At 73.3% G+C, this 18,344-nt stretch carries 19 protein-coding genes; 6 read left to right on the forward strand and 13 right to left on the reverse strand.

Translation table 11 applies throughout. The annotated features are described in order from the left end of the window. On the forward strand, positions 1 to 1,006 hold a 1,006-nt coding region (locus tag C6N75_RS14295; RefSeq protein WP_258177409.1), incomplete at its 5' end, for a hypothetical protein. Positions 1,007 to 1,077: 71 nt separating this feature from the next. On the opposite strand, the gene C6N75_RS14300 is transcribed toward C6N75_RS14295, so the two are convergent. Then, on the reverse strand, positions 1,078 to 2,376 hold the full coding sequence (locus C6N75_RS14300; protein WP_105869274.1) for a geranylgeranyl reductase family protein: 1,299 nt from the start codon (positions 2,374 to 2,376) through the stop codon (positions 1,078 to 1,080). 96 nt (positions 2,377 to 2,472) lie between these two features. Between C6N75_RS14300 and C6N75_RS14305 the strand changes: the two genes are divergently transcribed. Both C6N75_RS14305 and helR read left to right on the forward strand, forming a co-directional pair. Then, on the forward strand, positions 2,473 to 3,102 hold the full coding sequence (locus C6N75_RS14305) for a GNAT family N-acetyltransferase (RefSeq protein WP_105869275.1): 630 nt from the start codon (positions 2,473 to 2,475) through the stop codon (positions 3,100 to 3,102). A gap of 87 nt (positions 3,103 to 3,189) precedes the next feature. Then, on the forward strand, positions 3,190 to 5,403 hold the full coding sequence (gene helR, locus C6N75_RS14310) for an RNA polymerase recycling motor ATPase HelR (RefSeq protein WP_105869276.1): 2,214 nt from the start codon (positions 3,190 to 3,192) through the stop codon (positions 5,401 to 5,403). Between the two features lie 24 nt (positions 5,404 to 5,427). Here the strand turns inward: helR and C6N75_RS14315 are convergent, their stop codons facing one another. The 4 genes from C6N75_RS14315 to C6N75_RS14330 form a co-directional block, all read right to left on the reverse strand. Then, positions 5,428 to 6,126 carry a demethylmenaquinone methyltransferase gene (locus C6N75_RS14315; RefSeq protein ID WP_105869277.1) on the reverse strand — a complete coding sequence of 233 codons (699 nt, stop codon included), beginning with the start codon at positions 6,124 to 6,126 and terminating at the stop codon, positions 5,428 to 5,430. Positions 6,127 to 6,181: 55 nt separating this feature from the next. Continuing rightward, positions 6,182 to 6,679, reverse strand: coding sequence for a hypothetical protein (locus C6N75_RS14320; RefSeq protein WP_105869278.1), 498 nt, complete (start codon positions 6,677 to 6,679; stop codon positions 6,182 to 6,184). A 7-nt stretch (positions 6,680 to 6,686) separates the two neighbouring features. Next, positions 6,687 to 7,886 (reverse strand): cyclic dehypoxanthinyl futalosine synthase, encoded by a 1,200-nt coding sequence (gene mqnC, locus C6N75_RS14325; RefSeq protein ID WP_105869279.1) that lies wholly within the window; start codon positions 7,884 to 7,886, stop codon positions 6,687 to 6,689. A 408-nt stretch (positions 7,887 to 8,294) separates the two neighbouring features. Then, positions 8,295 to 9,164, reverse strand: coding sequence for a menaquinone biosynthetic enzyme MqnA/MqnD family protein (locus C6N75_RS14330; protein ID WP_181160470.1), 870 nt, complete (start codon positions 9,162 to 9,164; stop codon positions 8,295 to 8,297). A 259-nt stretch (positions 9,165 to 9,423) separates the two neighbouring features. Between C6N75_RS14330 and C6N75_RS14335 the strand changes: the two genes are divergently transcribed. Next, positions 9,424 to 9,627 carry a cold-shock protein gene (locus tag C6N75_RS14335; RefSeq protein ID WP_008738468.1) on the forward strand — a complete coding sequence of 68 codons (204 nt, stop codon included), beginning with the start codon at positions 9,424 to 9,426 and terminating at the stop codon, positions 9,625 to 9,627. A gap of 154 nt (positions 9,628 to 9,781) precedes the next feature. Further along, on the forward strand, positions 9,782 to 10,198 hold the full coding sequence (locus C6N75_RS14340) for a DnaJ family domain-containing protein (protein WP_105869281.1): 417 nt from the start codon (positions 9,782 to 9,784) through the stop codon (positions 10,196 to 10,198). 46 nt (positions 10,199 to 10,244) lie between these two features. Here the strand turns inward: C6N75_RS14340 and C6N75_RS14345 are convergent, their stop codons facing one another. Further along, positions 10,245 to 10,850, reverse strand: a complete 606-nt coding sequence (locus C6N75_RS14345; protein ID WP_105869282.1) for a dihydrofolate reductase family protein — start codon at positions 10,848 to 10,850, stop codon at positions 10,245 to 10,247. 202 nt (positions 10,851 to 11,052) lie between these two features. Here C6N75_RS14345 and C6N75_RS14350 point away from each other — a divergent pair, with 202 nt between their 5' ends. Beyond that, complete coding sequence (locus tag C6N75_RS14350; RefSeq protein WP_105869283.1) at positions 11,053 to 11,901, forward strand: MaoC/PaaZ C-terminal domain-containing protein; 849 nt, start codon at positions 11,053 to 11,055, stop codon at positions 11,899 to 11,901. On the opposite strand, the gene C6N75_RS14355 is transcribed toward C6N75_RS14350, so the two are convergent. The 7 genes from C6N75_RS14355 to C6N75_RS14385 form a co-directional block, all read right to left on the reverse strand. After that, on the reverse strand, positions 11,898 to 12,527 hold the full coding sequence (locus C6N75_RS14355; RefSeq protein ID WP_105869288.1) for a TetR/AcrR family transcriptional regulator: 630 nt from the start codon (positions 12,525 to 12,527) through the stop codon (positions 11,898 to 11,900). The genes C6N75_RS14350 and C6N75_RS14355 overlap by 4 nt on opposite strands. A gap of 291 nt (positions 12,528 to 12,818) precedes the next feature. Then, positions 12,819 to 14,162: a dicarboxylate/amino acid:cation symporter gene (locus C6N75_RS14360; RefSeq protein WP_105869289.1), complete on the reverse strand. Its 1,344-nt coding sequence runs from the start codon at positions 14,160 to 14,162 to the stop codon at positions 12,819 to 12,821. Positions 14,163 to 14,573: 411 nt separating this feature from the next. Continuing rightward, positions 14,574 to 14,876: a DUF4229 domain-containing protein gene (locus C6N75_RS14365; protein WP_256105494.1), complete on the reverse strand. Its 303-nt coding sequence runs from the start codon at positions 14,874 to 14,876 to the stop codon at positions 14,574 to 14,576. A gap of 122 nt (positions 14,877 to 14,998) precedes the next feature. Further along, complete coding sequence (locus tag C6N75_RS14370) at positions 14,999 to 15,553, reverse strand: GNAT family N-acetyltransferase (RefSeq protein WP_105869284.1); 555 nt, start codon at positions 15,551 to 15,553, stop codon at positions 14,999 to 15,001. A 35-nt stretch (positions 15,554 to 15,588) separates the two neighbouring features. Then, positions 15,589 to 16,752 (reverse strand): aminofutalosine synthase MqnE, encoded by a 1,164-nt coding sequence (mqnE, locus tag C6N75_RS14375; RefSeq protein WP_105869285.1) that lies wholly within the window; start codon positions 16,750 to 16,752, stop codon positions 15,589 to 15,591. A gap of 68 nt (positions 16,753 to 16,820) precedes the next feature. After that, entirely contained in the window at positions 16,821 to 17,276 is a 456-nt protein-coding gene (locus C6N75_RS14380) for an Lrp/AsnC family transcriptional regulator (RefSeq protein ID WP_105869286.1), read from the reverse strand. A gap of 147 nt (positions 17,277 to 17,423) precedes the next feature. Further along, a protein-coding gene (locus tag C6N75_RS14385; protein ID WP_407703219.1) for an IS5 family transposase occupies positions 17,424 to 18,298 on the reverse strand; the annotation gives its coding sequence in 2 pieces (ribosomal slippage) (positions 17,424 to 17,905 and positions 17,905 to 18,298; 876 coding nt in all). Positions 18,299 to 18,344: the final 46 nt, after the last annotated feature.

Below are 18,344 nucleotides of genomic sequence, written 5' to 3' on the forward strand. Positions count from 1 at the left end.
GAGCGGGCGGCTGCGGGAGGCCCCCGGGGGGCCGCCGCCCGCCTGGCGGGCGCACCCGCCGGCCGCGGCCCCGAAGCGGCGCGGAAAGGGCCGGTACGCGGCCGGTCTGGCCGCCGTGCTCGTCCTGCTGCTCCTCGCGCTCTTCCCGGACCGGGTGGCCGGCTGGTTCGGGGGCGGCACGCAGGACGGGGGGCCGCCGTCGGCCGCGGGCCGGGCGGCGCCGGCGGCGGAGGCGGAGCGGCCCACGCCCGCCGAGCCGTTCCGGGGCTCGCCCGCCGCCGGCTGGAGGACCGGCGCGGCCGGGATCACCGTCCCCGCGGCCCGGGCCACCGGCTGGATGGACCAGGCGGAGGTGGCCCGCGCCCTGACCCGTACCCGGGACTTCCTCGCCCTGTCCAACCTGGACCCGGCGGTGCTGCGCGGCGAGCGCCCTGAGGCGGCCATCGCGCTGGTCAACCCGCACCAGCGGGACGTCCAGGACTACCTGGCGGCCGCCTTCCGCACCCCCGACGAGGAGAACGACCCGGTGCTGATGTTCAGCCGGTTCGACCCGGCGGCGGTCCGCCCGGCCGGGGGCGAGGTCCGCACCAGGGGGGAGCTGTCCTTCGCGCAGGGCGAGCGCGGCGCGGTGGAGGTGACCGCCGACGTCACCTTCGTCTACCCGCTGGTGCGGGCGGGCGGCGGCGACGAGGTCGCCCGCACCGTGGTGCGGCGCGAACTGGTGGTGAGCTGGGACGACCCGGCGAGGGTCGAGACCGAGGCCGGGACGTTCACCGTCCTGTCGTACCGGACGGACACCGCCAACGGCGGCTGCGGCGGCGACCGTACGGGCACGGCCACCGGCGCGGGCGACGGCCGCGGCTTCCTGCGCCCGCAGTTCACCGCCGACCGCTCCCCCGCCGACCCCGCCGCCGGCCCCGCCGTCGACCCCTACGACCGCGACGTCCCGATGGACGAGCTGATGCGCCCGGACGACGGCGCGTGCGGGACGCTGACGCGGTCGTAGCGCCCGGACGCGGTGGGCCGCGCCGTCGGCCCTCCGGGTCGTCTCGCGGGGGGGGCGGCGCGCGGCTGGTCTCACGCCCTGGGCGCGACCTTCGACAGGCCGTTGATGATGCGGTCCATGGCGTCGCCGCCGGTGGGGTCGGTGAGGTTGGCGAGCATCTTGAGGGTGAAGCGCATCAGCAGCGGGTGGGTGAGGCCGCGCTGGGTGGCGATCTTCATGACCTTCGGGTTGCCGATGAGCTTCACGAAGGCGCGGCCCAGGGTGTAGTAGCCGCCGTAGGTGTCCTTGAGGACCTGCGGATAGGCGTGCAGGGCGCGCTCGCGCTGGGCCGGGGTGGCGCGGGCGTGCGCCTGGACGATGACGTCGGCGGCCAGCTGGCCGGACTCCATGGCGTACGCGATGCCCTCGCCGTTGAAGGGGTTCACCAGCCCGCCCGCGTCGCCGACCAGCAGCAGGCCGCGGGTGTAGTGCGGCTGGCGGTTGAAGGCCATCGGCAGCGCGGCCCCGCGGATCGGGCCGGTCATGTTCTCGTCGGTGTAGCCCCAGTCCGCCGGCATCGAGGCGCACCACGCCTTCAGCACCTCGCGCCAGTCCAGCTCCTTGAAGGACGCGGAGGTGTTGAGCACGCCGAGCCCGACGTTGGAGGTGCCGTCGCCCATGCCGAAGATCCAACCGTAGCCGGGCAGCAGCCGGTCCTCGCCGGGGCCGCGGCGGTCCCACAGCTCCAGCCAGGACTCCAGGTAGTCGTCGTCGTGCCGCGGGCTGGTGAAGTAGGTGCGCACGGCCACGCCCATCGGCCGGTCCTCGCGCCGGTGCAGGCCCATCGCCAGCGAGATCCGCGAGGAGTTGCCGTCGGCGGCGACCACCAGCGGGGCGGCGAAGACCACCTCCCGCTTCTCCTCGCCGAGCTTGGCGTGCACCCCGGTGATCCGGCCGGTGCGCTCGTCGATCACCGGCGCGCCCACGTTGCACCGCTCGTACAGCCGCGCCCCGGCCTTCTGCGCCTGCCGGGCGAGCTGCTCGTCGAAGTCGTCGCGCTTGCGCACCAGTCCGTAGTCCGGGTAGCTGGCCAGCTCCGGCCAGTCCAACTGGAGCCGGACCCCGCCGCCGATGATCCGCAGGCCCTTGTTGCGCAGCCAGCCGGCCTCCTCGGAGATGTCGATGCCCATGGCGACGAGCTGCTTGGTCGCGCGGGGCGTGAGCCCGTCGCCGCAGACCTTCTCGCGCGGGAAGGCGGTCTTCTCCAGGAGCAGGACGTCCAGACCGGCCTTGGCCAGGTAGTACGCGGTCGTGGACCCGGCCGGGCCGGCCCCGACGACGATCACGTCGGCGGTGTGCTCGGAGCGGGGCTGCGGCTGCTGTTCGGTCACGGCGGGGTCTCCCGAATACTCGAAACTGCGTACCGGACGGCACAGGTCAAGGGCAGTCTATGGGGGCGAGCCGACGCCGAACCGGAGGGCCACCCGATGACCGAGCTGCTTCCCGCCGCCCCGCCCGCGACCCCTGACCCGGCGACCGATCCGGCCGCGGCGGCCACCGCGGCGGCCCCCGCGCGGCTGACGCTGCGGGTGCCGACGGAGGAGGACGCGTACGCCTGGCACCAGGTGTTCGACCACCCGGAGGTGATGGAGTTCCTCGGCGGCCGGTCCGCGGAGCTGTCGCTGTACTACGAGTTCACCGCCCGCCAGCGCCGCCATGACGCCGAGCGCGGCTTCTGCCTGTGGACGGTGCTGGACGAGGCCGGCGAGGTCGTCGGCTTCACCGGCGCGCAGCCGTGGCCGCACGCCTGGGGCCCGGCCGGGGAGATCGAGATCGGCTGGCGGCTGGGGCGCGCCGCCTGGGGCCGGGGCTACGCGACCGAGGCGGCGCGGATGACGCTGGAGAAGCTGCGCGCCACCGGGGTGGAGCGGGTGGTGGCCATGGTGGACCCGCGCAACGAGCGGTCCGCGGCGGTCGCCCGCAGGCTGGGCATGGAGGCCGCCGAGACGTACCCCGTGGAAGGGCGGGAGGGCGGCGGGGAGGGGCGGTGCTACCGGCTGGAGCTGGGCGCCCCCGCGGGACCGCCGGCGACTTCCCCGGCCACTCTCAACGTATAGCGCACGGGGGGCCTTGCGGCAAGGCCCCCCTCGTCCCGCAGAATCCCAGGTCGGAAGCCGAGAACGGGAATCGCGGGGGTATGTGCCATGGGTGTCGGCGTGGGTGCGGGACCGAGGACGCAGGGGCCGTTCGCGCTCGGGGAGGGGTTGGCGGCCAAGGCCGACCCGGAGCTGATCGCCGCGGACGAACGGCACTTCGCGGCGGTGGAGGACTGCCTGCGGGAGACCGTCGCCGAGCTGTCGGCGCAGTTGGACGCCGCGCTGAGGGCCCCCGGCGGGGCCGGGCGGGAGGCGCTGGAGCGGGACCAGGAGGTGCACCGGCTGACCGGCCGGCTGCGCACCCTGCGGCGCTTCGGCCTCGACCTGTGCCTGGGGCGGATGGTCGGCACGGGCGAGGGGGAGGGCGGTACGGAGCCGGTGTACGTGGGGCGGCTGGGGCTGACCGACGACGCCGGGCGGCGGCTGCTGCTGGACTGGCGCTCGCCGGCCGCCGAGCCGTTCTTCGCCGCCACCCACGCCCGGCCGATGGGCCTGGCCAGCCGCCGCCGCTACCGCTGGACCGGTGGCCGGGTCGCCGACTACTGGGACGAGGTGTTCACCGCCGACGGCCTGGAGCACCATGCCGCCCTGGACGACCAGTCCGCGTTCGTCGCCAGCCTGGGCGGGCACCGCTCGGAGCGGATGCGGGACGTGCTGGCCACCATCCAGTCCGACCAGGACGCCGCCATCCGGGCCGGGTCCCGGGGCGCGCTGGTGGTGGACGGCGGCCCGGGCACCGGCAAGACCGTGGTGGCCCTGCACCGCTCGGCGTACCTGCTGTACTCCGACCCCCGGCTGGGCGACCGCGCCCGGCACGGCGGGGTGCTGTTCGTCGGCCCCCACCAGCCGTACCTGGACTACGTCTCCGACGTGCTGCCCAGCCTGGGCGAGGAGGGGGTGCGCACCTGCACCCTGCGCGACCTGCTGCCCGAGGGCGCGCGGGCGGGCGCGGAGCGCGACCCGGAGGCGGCCCGGCTCAAGTCGTCCGCGCGGATGGTGGCGGCGATCGAACCGGCGGTGCGGTTCTACGAGAGCCCGCCCACCGAGGCGCTCACCGTCAGCACCCCGTGGGCGGACGTCCGGCTGACCGCCGCCGACTGGGCCGAGGCGTTCGACGCACCGGAGCCCGGCACCCCGCACAACGAGGCCCGGGCGCGGATCTTCGACGAGCTGGTCGCCATGGTGGGCGACCGGCTCCCGGTCACCGTCGACGGCGACGGGGTCGAGCGCGAGGGGGTGCCGCCGGAGCTGCTGCGCCGGACGCTGGCGCGCGACGAGGAGCTGACCGGCGCGCTGCACGGGGCCTGGCCGCTGCTGGAGGCGGCCGACCTGGTCGGCGACCTGTGGACGGTGCCCGCCTATCTGCGGCTGTGCGCGCCCTGGCTGAGCCGCGACGAGGTGCGCACCTTGCAGCGGGCGGAGGCGCAGGCGTGGACGGTGTCCGACCTGCCGCTGCTGGACGCGGCGCGGCAGCGGCTCGGCGACCCGGCGGCGGCCCGGCTCGGCGTGCGGCGCGCGGCCGCGCTGGCCGCCGAGCGGGAGCGGATGGCCGGGGTCATCGACAACGTGCTGGCCGCCGACCCGGACGGCGAGGGCGCGGTGACCATGCTGCACGGCCAGGACCTGCGCGAGCGCCTGGTGGACGAGCGGGCGCTGCCCGCCGCCGTACGCGATCCGCTGGCCGGGCCGTTCGCGCACATCGTGGTGGACGAGGCGCAGGAACTGACCGACGCCCAGTGGCAGATGCTGCTGCTGCGCTGCCCGTCGCGCAGCTTCACCGTCGTGGGGGACCGCGCCCAGGCCCGCGACGGGTTCGCCGAGTCGTGGCGGGAGCGGCTGGAGCGGGTCGGGATCGACCGGATCGAGATCGCCTCGCTGGGCGTCAACTACCGCACGCCGTCGGAGGTGATGGCGGAGGCGGAGCCGGTGATCCGCGCCGCGCTGCCCGACGCCAACGTGCCGGCGTCGGTGCGCAGTTCCGGGATCCCGGTGCTGCACGGCTCGTGCGCCGACCGGGACGCGGTCCTCGCCGCCTGGCTGGACGAGCACGACCAGGGCACCGCCTGCGTCATCGGGGACCCCGCCTTCCGGCCGGCTGACCCCCGGGTCCGCTCGCTCACCCCCGAGCTGGCCAAGGGGCTGGAGTTCGACCTGGTCGTCCTGGTCGAACCGGCGGCCTTCGGCCCGGGCGTCGCCGGGGCGGTGGACCGCTATGTGGCGATGACCCGGGCGACCCGGAAGCTGGCGGTGCTCACCGGTTGAGGGCGGCCGGTGGAGGGCGGCCGGTCAGTCCTTGGGCCTGGTGCCGCGGTGCAGGGCGACGATGCCGCCGGAGAGGTTGCGCCAGGCCACCTTGGACCAGCCGGCCTTCTGGAGGCGGCGGGCCAGCTCCGGCTGGTCGGGCCAGGACTGGATGGACTCGGCGAGGTAGACGTACGCCTCCGGGTTGGAGGAGACGGCGCGGGCCACCGGGGGCAGCGCGCGCATCAGGTACTCCTCGTACACGGTGCGCAGCGGACCCCAGGTGGGGTGGGAGAACTCGCAGATCACCACCCGGCCGCCGGGACGGGTCACCCGGAACAGCTCGGCCAGCGCGGCGTCGGTGTCCTGGACGTTGCGCAGCCCGAAGGAGATGGTCACCGCGTCGAAGACGCCGTCCTTGAACGGCAGCCTGGTGGCGTCCCCGGCAGTCAGCGGCAGCCAGCCGTGCTTGCGCCGGCCCTCCCGGAGCATGCCGAGGGAGAAGTCGCACGGCACGGTGAACGCGCCCGCCAGCGCGAACGGCAGCGAGGAGGTGCCCGTCCCGGCCGCCAGGTCCAGCACCCGCTGGCCGGGCCGGGCGTCCACCGCGCGGGCGACCTCCTTGCGCCAGCGCCGGTCCTGGCCGAGCGAGAGGACGTCGTTGGTGAGGTCGTACCGTTCCGCCACGGCGTCGAACATCGAGGCCACGTCGTACGGCTTCTTGTCCAGGGATGCACGGGTCACCCCGTCATTGTGCAGCAGGGGCGCGCACCGCTCGCAGCGCGCCCCGCCCCCGGGCTCAGGCCCGGCGGTGGACCAGCCGCCCGCCGACCACCGTCACCAGGCAACTCCCGTCGTCGGCGAGCACGGTGAAGTCCGCGCGCCCGCCGGGGGCCGGAGCGGCCGGGGCGTACGCGGCGACCAGGACGCCGGAGCGCTGGACGGCGGTGCGCACCGGGGCGCGGGTGAAGGGGCCGGCGACCGAGGTCACGCCGCGGCCCAGCATCCGCTGGAGTCCGCGCCGGGCGCTCGCGCCCCAGCGGGTGTCGGTCATCGCCACCGCCCCGGCCGGCAGCGGCTCGGTCCCCAGCTCGTCCGCCTCGCGCGGGTCGGGCCAGTAGAGCGTCTCCAGCAGCCGGCCGGCCGCCGGCTCGTGGCGTCCGGGGCGCAGGGTCCCGGCCCACTCGCGTACCCGCGCGCCGGCGGCGGCGATCTGCTCGTACGGTCCGGTGGCGACGATCAGTGCGCCGTCCACCAGGACGCAGTCGCCGGCCGCCGGGCGGTGAAGTGTCAGCACGCCGGGGTCAGTTGGCGTTGAGCAGCTTCAGCTCCGGGTGGGCGGTGCCGCCCTCGATGGCGGTGGAGGAGATGTGCGAGACCACCCGCTCGTCGACCGGGTCGTCCGCCGGGTCGTCGTGCACCACGACGTGCTCGTAGGTGGTGGTGCGCTGGGCGGGGACCCGGCCGGCCTTGCGGATCAGGTCGATGATCTCCAGCCGGTTGGAGCGGTGCTTCGCGCCGGCCGAGGAGACGACGTTCTCCTCCAGCATGATCGAGCCCAGGTCGTCCGCGCCGTAGTGCAGGGAGAGCTGGCCGACCTCCTTGCCGGTGGTCAGCCAGGAGCCCTGGATGTGCGCGACGTTGTCCAGGAACAGGCGCGCGACGGCGATCATGCGCAGGTACTCGAAGAGGGTCGCCTGGGTGCGGCCCTTCAGGTGGTTGTTCTCCGGCTGGTAGGTGTACGGGATGAAGGCGCGGAAGCCGCCGGTGCGGTCCTGCACGTCCCGGATCATCCGCAGGTGCTCGATGCGTTCGGCGTTGGTCTCGCCGGTGCCCATCAGCATGGTGGAGGTGGATTCCACGCCGAGGCGGTGGGCGATCTCCATGATCTCCAGCCAGCGCTCGCCGGACTCCTTCAGCGGGGCGATCGCCTTGCGCGGGCGGGCCGGCAGCAGCTCCGCGCCCGCGCCGGCGAAGGAGTCCAGCCCGGCGGCGTGGATCCGCCGGATCGCCTCGTCGGCGGAGACCCCGGAGATGCGGGCCATGTGCTCGATCTCGGAGGCCCCGAGGGAGTGGATGACCAACTGCGGGAACGCCTTCTTGATGGCGGAGAAGTGCTCCTCGTAGTACTCCACCCCGTAGTCCGGGTGATGCCCGCCCTGGAACATGATCTGCGTGCCGCCCAGCTCGACGGTCTCCGCGCAGCGGCGCAGGATGTCGTCCAGGTCCCGGGTCCAGCCCTTGTCGACGGCCTTCGGCGGCGCGTAGAAGGCGCAGAACTTGCAGGCCGTCACGCAGACGTTGGTGTAGTTGATGTTCCGCTCGATGATGTACGTGGCGATGTGCTCGGTCCCCGCGTACCGCCGCCTGCGTACCGCGTCCGCGGCCGCGCCGAGCGCGTGCAGCGGGGCCGACCGGTAGAGGTCGAGCGCCTCTTCCGGGGTGATCCGCCCGCCCTCCGCGGCTCGGTCGAGGACGGACTGAAGGTCGGCCTTCTCGGTCACCGGCTGTCACCTTTCGGCACGGTTGGCAGGGCGCTTGCTGGCGTACGCGGGGCCTGTACGGGCCCCATACACGGACCGGTCCAGCCTACGCCAGCCCCCGGGACGGCCCGGCCCGGGGAGTGGGCGCGTCCGCGTCCGGGGCGCGGGTGGGGGTCGCGCGCGGGGTTTGCGGCGGCCTGCTCCCGGGAGGCGTGGGCCAGGCCGGCGCCGGTGCGGCCGGCCGGACCCGGCCGCGGCGCGGAGGCCGGGGCCGCGCACGCGTGCGGCGTGCCCGGGCGAGCCCGGCGGGTCTCGGCGCGCCCCGGCGCCGCGGAGCAATACCCGGGCCCCGAAACGGATTTCGGCGACCGTGGCGTGGAAGTGCACCGGAATTCCCTTGTCGGGCCGACCGCATTCAGGAATTCCGGCTCAGTCGTCCGCGGTGAGCAGTTCCACGCGCACGTCGGCCGGGAATCCGGTGCTCGGGCCGGTGCGGCGGGCGAACTCGCGTACCCCGGCGAGCTGCTCGGCGGCGAAGCGGAAGTCCAGAGTGGTGAAGTAGCGCTCCAGCAGCTCCGCGTCGAACGCCTCCCAGCGCGCGGCCTGCTCGGCGACCTTGCCGACCTCGGTCAGGGACAGGTCACGGGAGGCGAGGAACGCCTCGTGCACCTGGCGGACCATGGCCGGCTCGCGGGCCAGGTAGTCCCGGCGCACCGCCCAGACCGCGAAGACGAACGGCAGCCCGGTCCACTCCTTCCACATCCGGCCGAGGTCGTGGACGCGCAGGCCCAGGCGCGGCGCGTCGTGCAGCGAGGCCCGCAGGGCGGCGTCGCCGATCAGGACGGCGGCGTCGGCCTCCTGCATCATCGTGCCGAGGTCCGGGGGGCAGGTGTAGTAGTCGGGCGAGACGCCGTACTGCTCGGCGAGCAGCAGCTGCGCCAGGCGGACCGAGGTGCGCGAGGTGGAGCCGAGCGCCACCCGCGCCCGGTCCAGGTCGGCCAGCGGGCACTGGGACACGATCACGCAGGACATGACGGGGCCGTCGCAGCCGACCGCCAGGTCGGGGAAGGCGACCAGCTCGTCGGCGTGCCGCAGGTACTCGACGAGGGTGACGGGGCCGATGTCGAGGTCGCCCCGCACCAGCTTCTCGCTGAGCTTCTCCGGGGTGTCCTTGGTCAGCTCCAGGTCCAGGAGCGTCCCGGTGCGGGCAAGGCCCCAGTAGAGGGGCAGGCAGTTCAGGAACTGGATGTGCCCGACGCGCGGCCGGCTGGGCTGGGGGTCGTCGGTTGAATGGTCCACGACCTTCAGGCTAGACCCGGACGCATCCTCTCCCGAGCCCGGGGCGGCCGTCAGCGCAGATGAACTCCGGCAGACATCCGAGTGACGTGATCTTCCCTACTACCCATCCGCGCACAGCGCGTGCTACGCTCATCGCAAGTTGCAGTTTGGTTTCCCTTGCAGTACAGAGCCTGCGGAGCATGTGACCCGCAGGCTTTTGTAATTTTCAGACTTGTTTCAGGTTCTGGAGCAGGGCGACCCTTTGGCCCAAGGAGGGCTTATGGCTACCGGAACCGTCAAGTGGTTCAACGCTGAAAAGGGCTTCGGCTTCATCGCCCAGGACGGCGGCGGCCCGGATGTCTTCGTTCACTACTCCGCGATCAACGCCTCCGGCTTCCGCTCCCTCGAGGAGAACCAGCTGGTGAACTTCGACGTCACCCAGGGCCCGAAGGGCCCGCAGGCGGAGAACGTCACCCCGGCCTGACGGCCTGGGTCGTGATCGCCACGACGTAGCAGTACCCAAGGAGCCCTTTCCGCGCTCGGCCGCATGGCCGACCGGAAGGGGCTCCTGCCTTTTCCCGCCCCTGCGGCGTCTTCCCGCTGCCCGCGCCGTTCGGGCTCGCCCTACCCTGGAACGCATGACCGAACGCAAACCGCCCGGTGTGAGCTTCGAGTCCTTCGTCGACCGGCAGATCCGCGAGGCGGCCGAGCGCGGCGACTTCCGCGCCCTGCCCGGCTTCGGCAAGCCGCTGCCCGACGACACCGCCCCGTACGACGAGGAGTGGTGGGTCAAGGACAAGATGCACCGCGAGGGCGTGTCGGTGCTGCCGCCGGCCCTGGCCCTGCGCAAGGAGTCCGAGGACGCCCTGGCGGCGGCCGGCCGGGCCCGCACGGAGACCGAGGTGCGGCGGCGGTTGGAGGCGGTCAACGAGAAGATCGCCGCCGCGCTGCGCCGCCCGCCGCCCGGCCCGCCGCTGGGACTGGTCCCGCACGACGTCGACGCGGTGGTACGCCGGTGGCGGGCCGCACACGAGGAGGACGGCGCCCGGGAGTGACGCCCGGCCCCGGACCCGCGGGATACAGCCTCCGGAGGGGGTCCGGTCAGTCGTCGTACCGCACCCGGTAGCGCAGATGCGTCACCCGGTCCCCCTCGGCGATGGAGACGGGGCCCTCCAGGGTGTACGGGGCGTCGGCGGGCGCGATGAAGAAGGGCGTGCCGTCGCCGAGGATGACGGGGACCAGGTCGATGCCGACCTCGTCCAGCAGGCCGGCCTCCAGGGCCTGGGTGGCCATGGTCCCGGAGTTGACGACCACGTTCTTCCCGCCGGCCAGATCGCGGGCGACGGCGACGGCGCGCTCGATGCCGCCGTCGGTGACGAAGTGGAAGGGGGCGTCCTCGCGCGGCCAGCCCTCGGGCACGGAGTGGCTGAGCAGGACGACCGGGACGTCCATCGGGTGGCGGCCGCCCCAGCCCTCGGTGAAGTCGAAGAGCTTGCGGCCGACCACCAGCGCCCCGGTCTCGGCGACCAGCCGCCGCCAGTGGGCGGCGCTGACGTCGGTGAGCTGGAACGTCAGCCCCGGATCGGCGGTCTCGACCGTCACCCGGCCGTTCCCGTACCACTGGAACAACCGGTCGAAGCCGCTCTGGCCGGGCCCGGAGACGTACCCGTCGAGGGACATGCTCGCCCCGGTCACCACCTTGCCCATGGTCCTGCTCCGTCCGTGTCCGGTCCTGCGGGTGCCTCGGTACGGAGAAGTGGACCGCATCCGGAGCCGGAACTCACCGGTCCGCGCCCGGCGACTTCCCCCTTCGGCGTACACCGCTGCTGACGGCCGGGTAACCTTACTCTGGAGTAAGTCCGGCGCCGGGTGGGACGGACGCCACGGGCGCGACGAAGGGGGCTCCGGCATGGGCGACCGCGGTCTCCCCCTCGCCCTGGCGGCCGGCGCCCTGCGCTCCCCGCTCAAGCGGCTCCCGCCGCCCGGCGCCGCGTACGGCGCCGGACTGCACCGCGCGGGCGTGCGCCCCGATCCGCGCCGCCTCGCCGCGTACGCCCGGCTGTGCGGGTTCCCACCGCCGGGGGAGGTCCCGCTCCCCTACCCCCATCTGCTGGGCTTCCCGCTCGCGCTGCGGCTGCTCGCCGCCCCGGCCTTCCCGCTGCCGCTGCTCGGCCTGGTGCACACCCGGATATCCGTCACCCGGCACCGCGCCCTCGCCCCGGACGAGCCGCTGGACCTCACCGTCGCGGTCGCCGGGCCGACGGCCCACCACCGGGGCTCCGAGGCGGACGTCACCACCGAGGCGTACGCCCGGGACGGCGCCCTGGTCTGGGAGTCCACCAGCGGCTACCTGGCCCGGCACGCCACCGGGGAGGCCCGCCCGCCGGAGCGGGAGGCCCCCGCCGCGCTCCCCGTCCTGGCCGAGTGGCGGCTGCCCGCGGACCTGGGCCGCCGGTACGCCGCCGTCTCGGGCGACCGCAACCCCATCCACCTGCGCCCGCTGACCGCCCGGCCGTTCGGCTTCCCCGGCCCCATCGCCCACGGCATGTGGACCTTCGCACGCTGCCTGGCCGAACAGCGCCTGCCGGAGCGGGTGCGGGCCGAGGCGGTGTTCGCCGCGCCGGTGCGGCTGCCCGGGACCGTCCTGCACACCGCGGCTGACGGCGCGTTCGGGCTGCGGGAACCGGGCGGCGGCCGGGAGCACATGCGCGGCGCGGTAGAGGAGTTCCCGCCGCACGGCGCTCCGGGCGGCCCCTAGGAGCGCGACCAGCGGTGTCCGGCCATCAGGCCGCCCAGCCCCGTCCAGGCGAAGTTCATCAGGGTGCCCGCGGCCTCCTTGGCGGTGACCCCCGGCGTGTGGTTCGCCCAGTCGGCCAGTGACTCGGCCGCGCCGACCAGGGCGTTGGCCAGAGCGGAGAGGTCGCGGTCGCTGAAGGCGGGGTCCTGGCGGGCGTCCCGCGCGGCGACGCCGATCAACGCGGTGACGAAGGCGACCAGTTCGTCCCGCATCGCCGCCACCTCCGCGGCGAACGGCTCGCCGTGGGTGCGGGCCTGCTGGTGCAGGACCGCCCAGCCGTCGGGGTGTTCGGCGGTGTGCGTGAAGAAGGCGGTGAGCCCGGCCCAGAGCTGCCCGTCGGCCGGCAGGTCCGGCTCGCCGTCCGACCCCGCCACCCCGGCGCGTACCGCGGCGACCAGGGCCGCCGCCTCCCGCCGGATGCAGGCGGTGAACAGCTCCTCCTTGGAGTGCAGGTAGAGGTAGACCAGCGGCTTGGAGACGCCCGCGACTTCGGCGATCTCGTCCATGGAGGCGGCCCGGTAGCCGCGCCGGCCGAAGGTGCGCACCGCGGCGTCCATCATCTGGCGCTCGCGCACCGCCCGCGGCATCCGACGGCCCCGCACGGCCTTGCCGTCGCCCGCGCCGTCGCCCGTCGCATCGTCGCCCGTCGCATCGTCGCCCGCCGCGCCGTCGCCCGCCTGGTCGTCCACGTCCGCCGTCCTTCCCGCCCCGCGCACCCGCGCACCCGCGCCCGTACCGACCGGTAAGCCTAAGGGTCGCGGGCGGGGGCCCGGCACCGTACGGCATCGACCGCCGGACGGGGCGCCGGCCGCGCCCCGGAAAGACGGGCGCCCCCGCCGCGTACCGCGGCAGGGGCGCCCGTGCGGGCAGGGCGGAGGCTACGCGGCCGCCGGGACCCCCGCCGGCGTGCGCGCGTCGTCCTCGGACGTGCGCTCGTCCACCGGGGAGGAGGTGGCGGCGTCGTACGCCTCGCGGTCCAGGATGTTCTCCCGGGCGGCGACCAGCACCGGGACCAGCGCCTGGCCGGCCACGTTGGTGGCGGTGCGGATCATGTCCAGGATCGGGTCGATGGCCAGCAGCAGGCCGACGCCCTCCAGCGGCAGGCCCAGCGTGGACAGGGTCAGCGTCAGCATGACCGTGGCGCCGGTGAGGCCCGCGGTGGCGGCGGAGCCGACCACCGAGACGAAGGCGATCAGCAGGTAGTCGCTGATGCCGAGCTGGACGTCGAAGATCTGGGCGATGAAGATCGCGGCCAGCGCCGGGTAGATCGCGGCGCAGCCGTCCATCTTGGTGGTGGCGCCGAACGGGACGGCGAAGGAGGTGTACTCCTTGGGCACGCCGAGGCGCTCGGTGACCCGCTGGGTGACCGGCATGGTGCCGACCGAGGAGCGCGAGACGAAGGCCAGCTGGATGGCGGGCCAGGCGCCGCGGAAGAACTGGATCGGGTTGACCTTGGCGACGGTCGCCAGCAGCAGCGGGTAGACGCCGAAGAGGACCAGGGCGCAGCCGATGTAGACGTCGGCGGTGAAGGTGGCGTACTTGCCGAGCAGGTTCCAGCCGTAGTCGGCGATGGCGTAGCCGATGAGGCCGACGGTGCCGATCGGGGCGAGCCGGATGACCCACCACAGGGCCTTCTGGAGCAGGGTGAGGACGGACTCGCTGAAGGTCAGGATGGGCTGGGCCTTCTCGCCGAGCTTGAGCGCGGCGATGCCCACGACGGCGGCCATGAAGACGATCTGGAGGACGTTCAGCTCGGTGAACGGCGTGATGACGTCGGTGGGCACGATGCCGGTGAGGAAGTCCAGCCAGGAGCCGGCGCCCTCGGGCTTCTGGCCGTCGGCCGGGGTGAGGCCGGTCCCGGCGCCCGGGTTGGTGATCAGGCCGATGGCGAGGCCGATGGCCACCGCGATCAGCGAAGTGATCATGAACCACAGCAGCGTGCGGGAGGCGAGCCGGGCCGCGTTGTTGACCTTGCGGAGGTTGGTGATCGACACCAGGATCGCGAAGAAGACCAGCGGGGCGACGGCCAGCTTCAGCAGCTGGACGAAGATCGAGCCGACCTTGTCGAGCGTGGTGTAGAGCCAGGAGACCTCGTAGCTGCGGGTGATCCAGCCGAGGATCACGCCCAGCACGAGGCCGGCGACTATCTGGGCCCAGAAGGGGACCTTGGGCAGGCGGCGCTTCGGGGCCGGCGCGGTGGTCGCGGCGGACTCGGGGCTCACGGAGGCGGAGCTCGCGGACGCGGACAACGGACACACTCCAGTGGTGCGTATCGGGGTAATACGGGGTCAGGGGTGCGGCGCACTCGCGCTGGTGGGGGCGCCGCCGTGAAGCCGGGTCAGCAGGCGCGGCAACAGACCGCGGACATACAGCGGCAGAGATCGACGTGCAGGCGCGCCACGAGCGGGATGCTCGCGGCGTCGTCACGGAGGCGCACTGCGGTCGTCATGCCGACCACGGTAACACCGTCACTTTGAGAAGCTCAAAGGACTTCTTTGGGGAGGAATGAAGGAGGAATGCCCTCAGGAACGCCAACACCCCAGGCGGAAGCGGAGCTTCTGCACTGGGGTGGGGGCGCTTGCGAAGGCCCGGCGCGGTCGCCGTGACCGACGTCACGGCGACCGGCGGGGAGGTCAGGGGGCGACGCTGTCCTCACGGCTGCGGTTGGCGTCCAAGCGCGCCTTGGCGGTGTCGACGCGGTCCACGATCTGCTCGGACATCGCGTCGCGCTGGCGGCGCAGCAGGACGAAGGAGAGCGGCGCGGAGACCACCAGCGACAGCAGCAGCACCCACAGCAGGTTGGAGTCGCCGAGGCCGCGCGGGATGACCCCGGCGTAGACCAGGCCCCAGACGGCGAGGAAGCAGCCGGCGAACACGCCGAAGCGCATCAGGGTGTAGCGGAGCGTGGCGCTCTTCCTGGCATCGGCAGCGGACACGGCTGGGCCTCTTCCTTCGTCGAAGCTGCGGTGGTGGTACGGGATCGTGGTACGCGATCGTCCTGCGGAACCGTCGTACGCGGGCCGATCCCGCCCGACCAGTGAAGCACGTCCCCGGTGGATCAGTTCAGGCGGCCGGGTCCCGGGGCGCCGGCGTCCAGCGGCAGCAGCATCGTCACGTCGTCGCGGTCGTCGCCGTCGGCGACCCGGATCGCGCCGGGCACCCGGCCGACCTCGCGGTAGCCGCAGGAGGCGTAGAACCGCTCCAGGCCCAGGCCGCCCCGGCAGGTGAGCCGGATCGCCTCGACGCCGTCCAGGCCGCGTACCGCCTTCTCGGCGGCGGCCAGCAGCTCCCGGCCCTGGCCCCCGCGCTGCCGGGCGGGGTGGACCATCACGGTGTACAGCCACACCCAGTGGCGCATCAGCCGGTGGGTGTTGAGGGTCACGAACGCGGTGGCCGCCACGGCGCCGTCCTCGTCGTAGCCGACCAGCAGCCTGGTGCGGCCCTCGGACATCGCGGTGAGGTGGCGCACCCACTCGGGGCGGACGTCCTCGGGGGTGACCGGCGGGACGAAGCCGACGGCGCCGCCCGCGTTGGTGACGGCGGCCCACAGGGCGAGCACGCCGTCGCGCAGGCCGGCGTCGACCGGCGGGTCGAACTCGAACGTCAGCGGCATGGCCCCGACCCTAGGGCCTCCCGGCTGCTCCCGGATCACACCCGCATCGGCTGCGGCGACTCGCGGCGGCCGGCGTCCGGGCCGGGGTACTCGCGGATGATCTCGTAGCGGGTGTTGCGCTCCACCGGGCGGAAGCCGGCGTCCCGGATGAGCTCCAGCAGGTCGTCGCGAGTGAGCTTGTTGGGCGTGCCGTAGTTGTCGGCGTCGTGGGTGATCTTGTACTCGACCACCGAGCCGTCCATGTCGTCGGCGCCGTGCTGGAGGGCGAGCTGCGCGGTCTGCACGCCGTGCATGACCCAGAACACCTTCACGTGCGGGACGTTGTCGAACAGCAGCCGGGAGACGGCGAAGGTCTTCAGCGCCTCCGCGCCGGTGGCCATCGTGGTCCGGGCCTGGAGCTTGTTGCGGACCTTGCCGTCCTGCATGTCGACGAAGTCGTGCTGGTAGCGCAGCGGGATGAAGACCTGGAAGCCGCCGGTCTCGTCCTGCAACTCGCGCAGCCGCAGCACGTGGTCCACCCGGTGCCGGGGCTCCTCGATGTGCCCGTACAGCATGGTGGAGGGGGTCTTCAGCCCCTTCTCGTGCGCCAGGCGGTGGATGCGGGACCAGTCCTCCCAGTGGGTGCGGTGGTCCACGATGTGCTGGCGCACCTCCCAGTCGAAGATCTCCGCGCCGCCGCCGGTCAGCGACTCCAGGCCCGCCTCGATCAGCTCGTCCAGGATGTCGGAGGCCGACATGCCGGAGATCGTCTCGAAGTGGTGGATCTCGGTGGCGGTGAACGCCTTCAGCGAGACGTCGGGCAGGGCCTTCTTCAGCTCGCTGAGGGAGCGCGGGTAGTAGCGCCAGGGGAGGTTGGGGTGCAGCCCGTTGACGATGTGCAGCTCGGTGAGGTTCTCGCCCTCCATCGCCTTGGCCAGGCGGACGGCCTCCTCGATGCGCATGGTGTACGCGTCCTTCTCGCCCGGCTTGCGCTGGAACGAGCAGTAGGCGCACGACGCGGTGCACACGTTGGTCATGTTGAGGTGGCGGTTGACGTTGAAGTGGACCACGTCGCCGTTCTTGCGGGTGCGCACCTCGTGGGCGAGACCGCCGAGCCAGGCCAGGTCGTCGGACTCGTACAGGGCGATGCCGTCCTCGCGGGTCAGCCGCTCCCCGGACCGGACCTTCTCCTCCAGCTCGCGCTTGAGCCCCGCGTCCATGTCGGCCGCCTCTCCTACGTGTGTCTGCGTCTGTCCTGTTCGGGCGTTCCCACCGTACTCCCAGCGGCTCACTCCTCCTCGGGCAGCTCCCCGACGCGGTTCTCCCACTTGGTGGAGAGCACGATGGTGGTACGGGTGCGGGAGACGCCCCGGGTGCCGGAGAGCCGGCGGATGGTCTTCTCCAGCCCGTCCACGTCGCTGGCCCGCACCTTGAGCATGTAGGAGTCGTCGCCGGCGATGAACCAGCAGTCCTCGATCTCGGCCAGGTCCTTCAGTCGGCGGGCCACGTCCTCGTGGTCGGCGGCGTCGGACAGCGAGATGCCGATCAGGGCGGTGACGCCGAGGCCGAGCGAGGCGGAGTCCACGGTGGCCCGGTAGCCGGTGATGACGCCGGCCGCCTCCAGGCGGTTGATCCGGTCGGTGACGGAGGGCCCGGAGAGCCCCACGAGCCGGCCCAGCTCGGCGTACGAGGCGCGACCGTTCTCCCGAAGGGCCTGGATGAGCTGCCTATCCACGGCGTCCATAGACGTGAAGCCTTCCATTGTTCATCGATCCGGCAGGTCAAGTGTAGAAACACAGGCGGACCGCCGATCACCGGCACAGGTGTGGACGGAGGCCGGAAGCGGTCTCCTCGGGAGGCGGGGCTCTAGGGTCTGTTGTGAAAGTGCTGGTCACAGCCACTCGTTGATGGCTGCGACCAGCACGGTCGCTTCGTAGCGGACGGCGAGTTTGTCGTACCGAGTGGCCACGGCCCGGTGGCGCTTGAGCCGGTTGATCCCGCACTCGACCGCGTGCCGCTGCTTGTAGTCGTCCTTGTCGAACTTCGGCGGCCGTCCGCCGCGCGATCCGCGTTTGAGGCGGTTGCGGACCCGGTCCGCCGGAACCGGGATGGTGGCTTTGATCCCGCGTCTGCGCAGGTAGGAGCGGTTGCTGCGGGAGTCGTACGCCTTGTCGGCCCGGACCCGGTCCGGCCGCCTGCGGGGCCTGCCGAGTCCCAGCCGCGGAACCCGGATGGCTTCCAGGACCGGCTCGAACTGCGGGGAGTCGCCCCGCTGCCCGGCCGTGATCACTATCGACAAGGGCTTCTGCCCCTGCTCGACCGCGAGGTGGATCTTGCTGGTCAGTCCGCCGCGGGAGCGCCCGAGGCCGTGGTCGGCCGGCTCGACGAAAATCCCGCCGGGCGGCTCCTTCTGGAGGTCCCCTTTTTCGCCGCTCCGGCGGCGTGCTGGTGGGCCCGGCAGACGGTGGAGTCGACGTTGACCTCCCAGGTGATCAGGCCCTTCGCGTCCGCCTCGGCCTGAAGCTGGGTGAGGATCCGCGCCCAGGTGCCGTCCCGCTGCCAGCGCCGGAACAGGTCATAGACCCGGTCCCACGGCCCATAACGTTCGGGCACGTCCCGCCACGGAGCACCGGTCCGGGTCCGCCACCGTATGCCGTCTATCAGCTGCCGCCGCGTCCACACCTGCGGCCGGCCCGGCTTGATGCCCGTCGGCAGCAGAGGCTCAAGCCCAGCCCACTGGCCGTTCGTCAGATCCCCACGTCCCACAGGACGTGATCATCACCGAACAAGATCCACTTTCGCAACAGACCCT

Source organism: Streptomyces solincola, from assembly GCF_002982015.1.
Taxonomy (GTDB): Bacteria; Actinomycetota; Actinomycetes; order Streptomycetales; family Streptomycetaceae; genus Streptomyces; species Streptomyces solincola.

Coding starts and splice junctions, on each gene's coding strand:
- C6N75_RS14305 (WP_105869275.1), top strand. CDS start 2,473: ATGACCGAGCTGCTTCCCGCCGCCCCGCCCGCGACCCCTGACCCGGCG.
- helR (WP_105869276.1), top strand. CDS start 3,190: ATGGGTGTCGGCGTGGGTGCGGGACCGAGGACGCAGGGGCCGTTCGCG.
- C6N75_RS14335 (WP_008738468.1), top strand. CDS start 9,424: ATGGCTACCGGAACCGTCAAGTGGTTCAACGCTGAAAAGGGCTTCGGC.
- C6N75_RS14340 (WP_105869281.1), top strand. CDS start 9,782: ATGACCGAACGCAAACCGCCCGGTGTGAGCTTCGAGTCCTTCGTCGAC.
- C6N75_RS14345 (WP_105869282.1), bottom strand. CDS start 10,850: ATGGGCAAGGTGGTGACCGGGGCGAGCATGTCCCTCGACGGGTACGTC.
- C6N75_RS14350 (WP_105869283.1), top strand. CDS start 11,053: ATGGGCGACCGCGGTCTCCCCCTCGCCCTGGCGGCCGGCGCCCTGCGC.
- C6N75_RS14355 (WP_105869288.1), bottom strand. CDS start 12,527: ATGCCGCGGGCGGTGCGCGAGCGCCAGATGATGGACGCCGCGGTGCGC.
- C6N75_RS14370 (WP_105869284.1), bottom strand. CDS start 15,553: ATGCCGCTGACGTTCGAGTTCGACCCGCCGGTCGACGCCGGCCTGCGC.
- mqnE (WP_105869285.1), bottom strand. CDS start 16,752: ATGGACGCGGGGCTCAAGCGCGAGCTGGAGGAGAAGGTCCGGTCCGGG.
- C6N75_RS14380 (WP_105869286.1), bottom strand. CDS start 17,276: ATGGACGCCGTGGATAGGCAGCTCATCCAGGCCCTTCGGGAGAACGGT.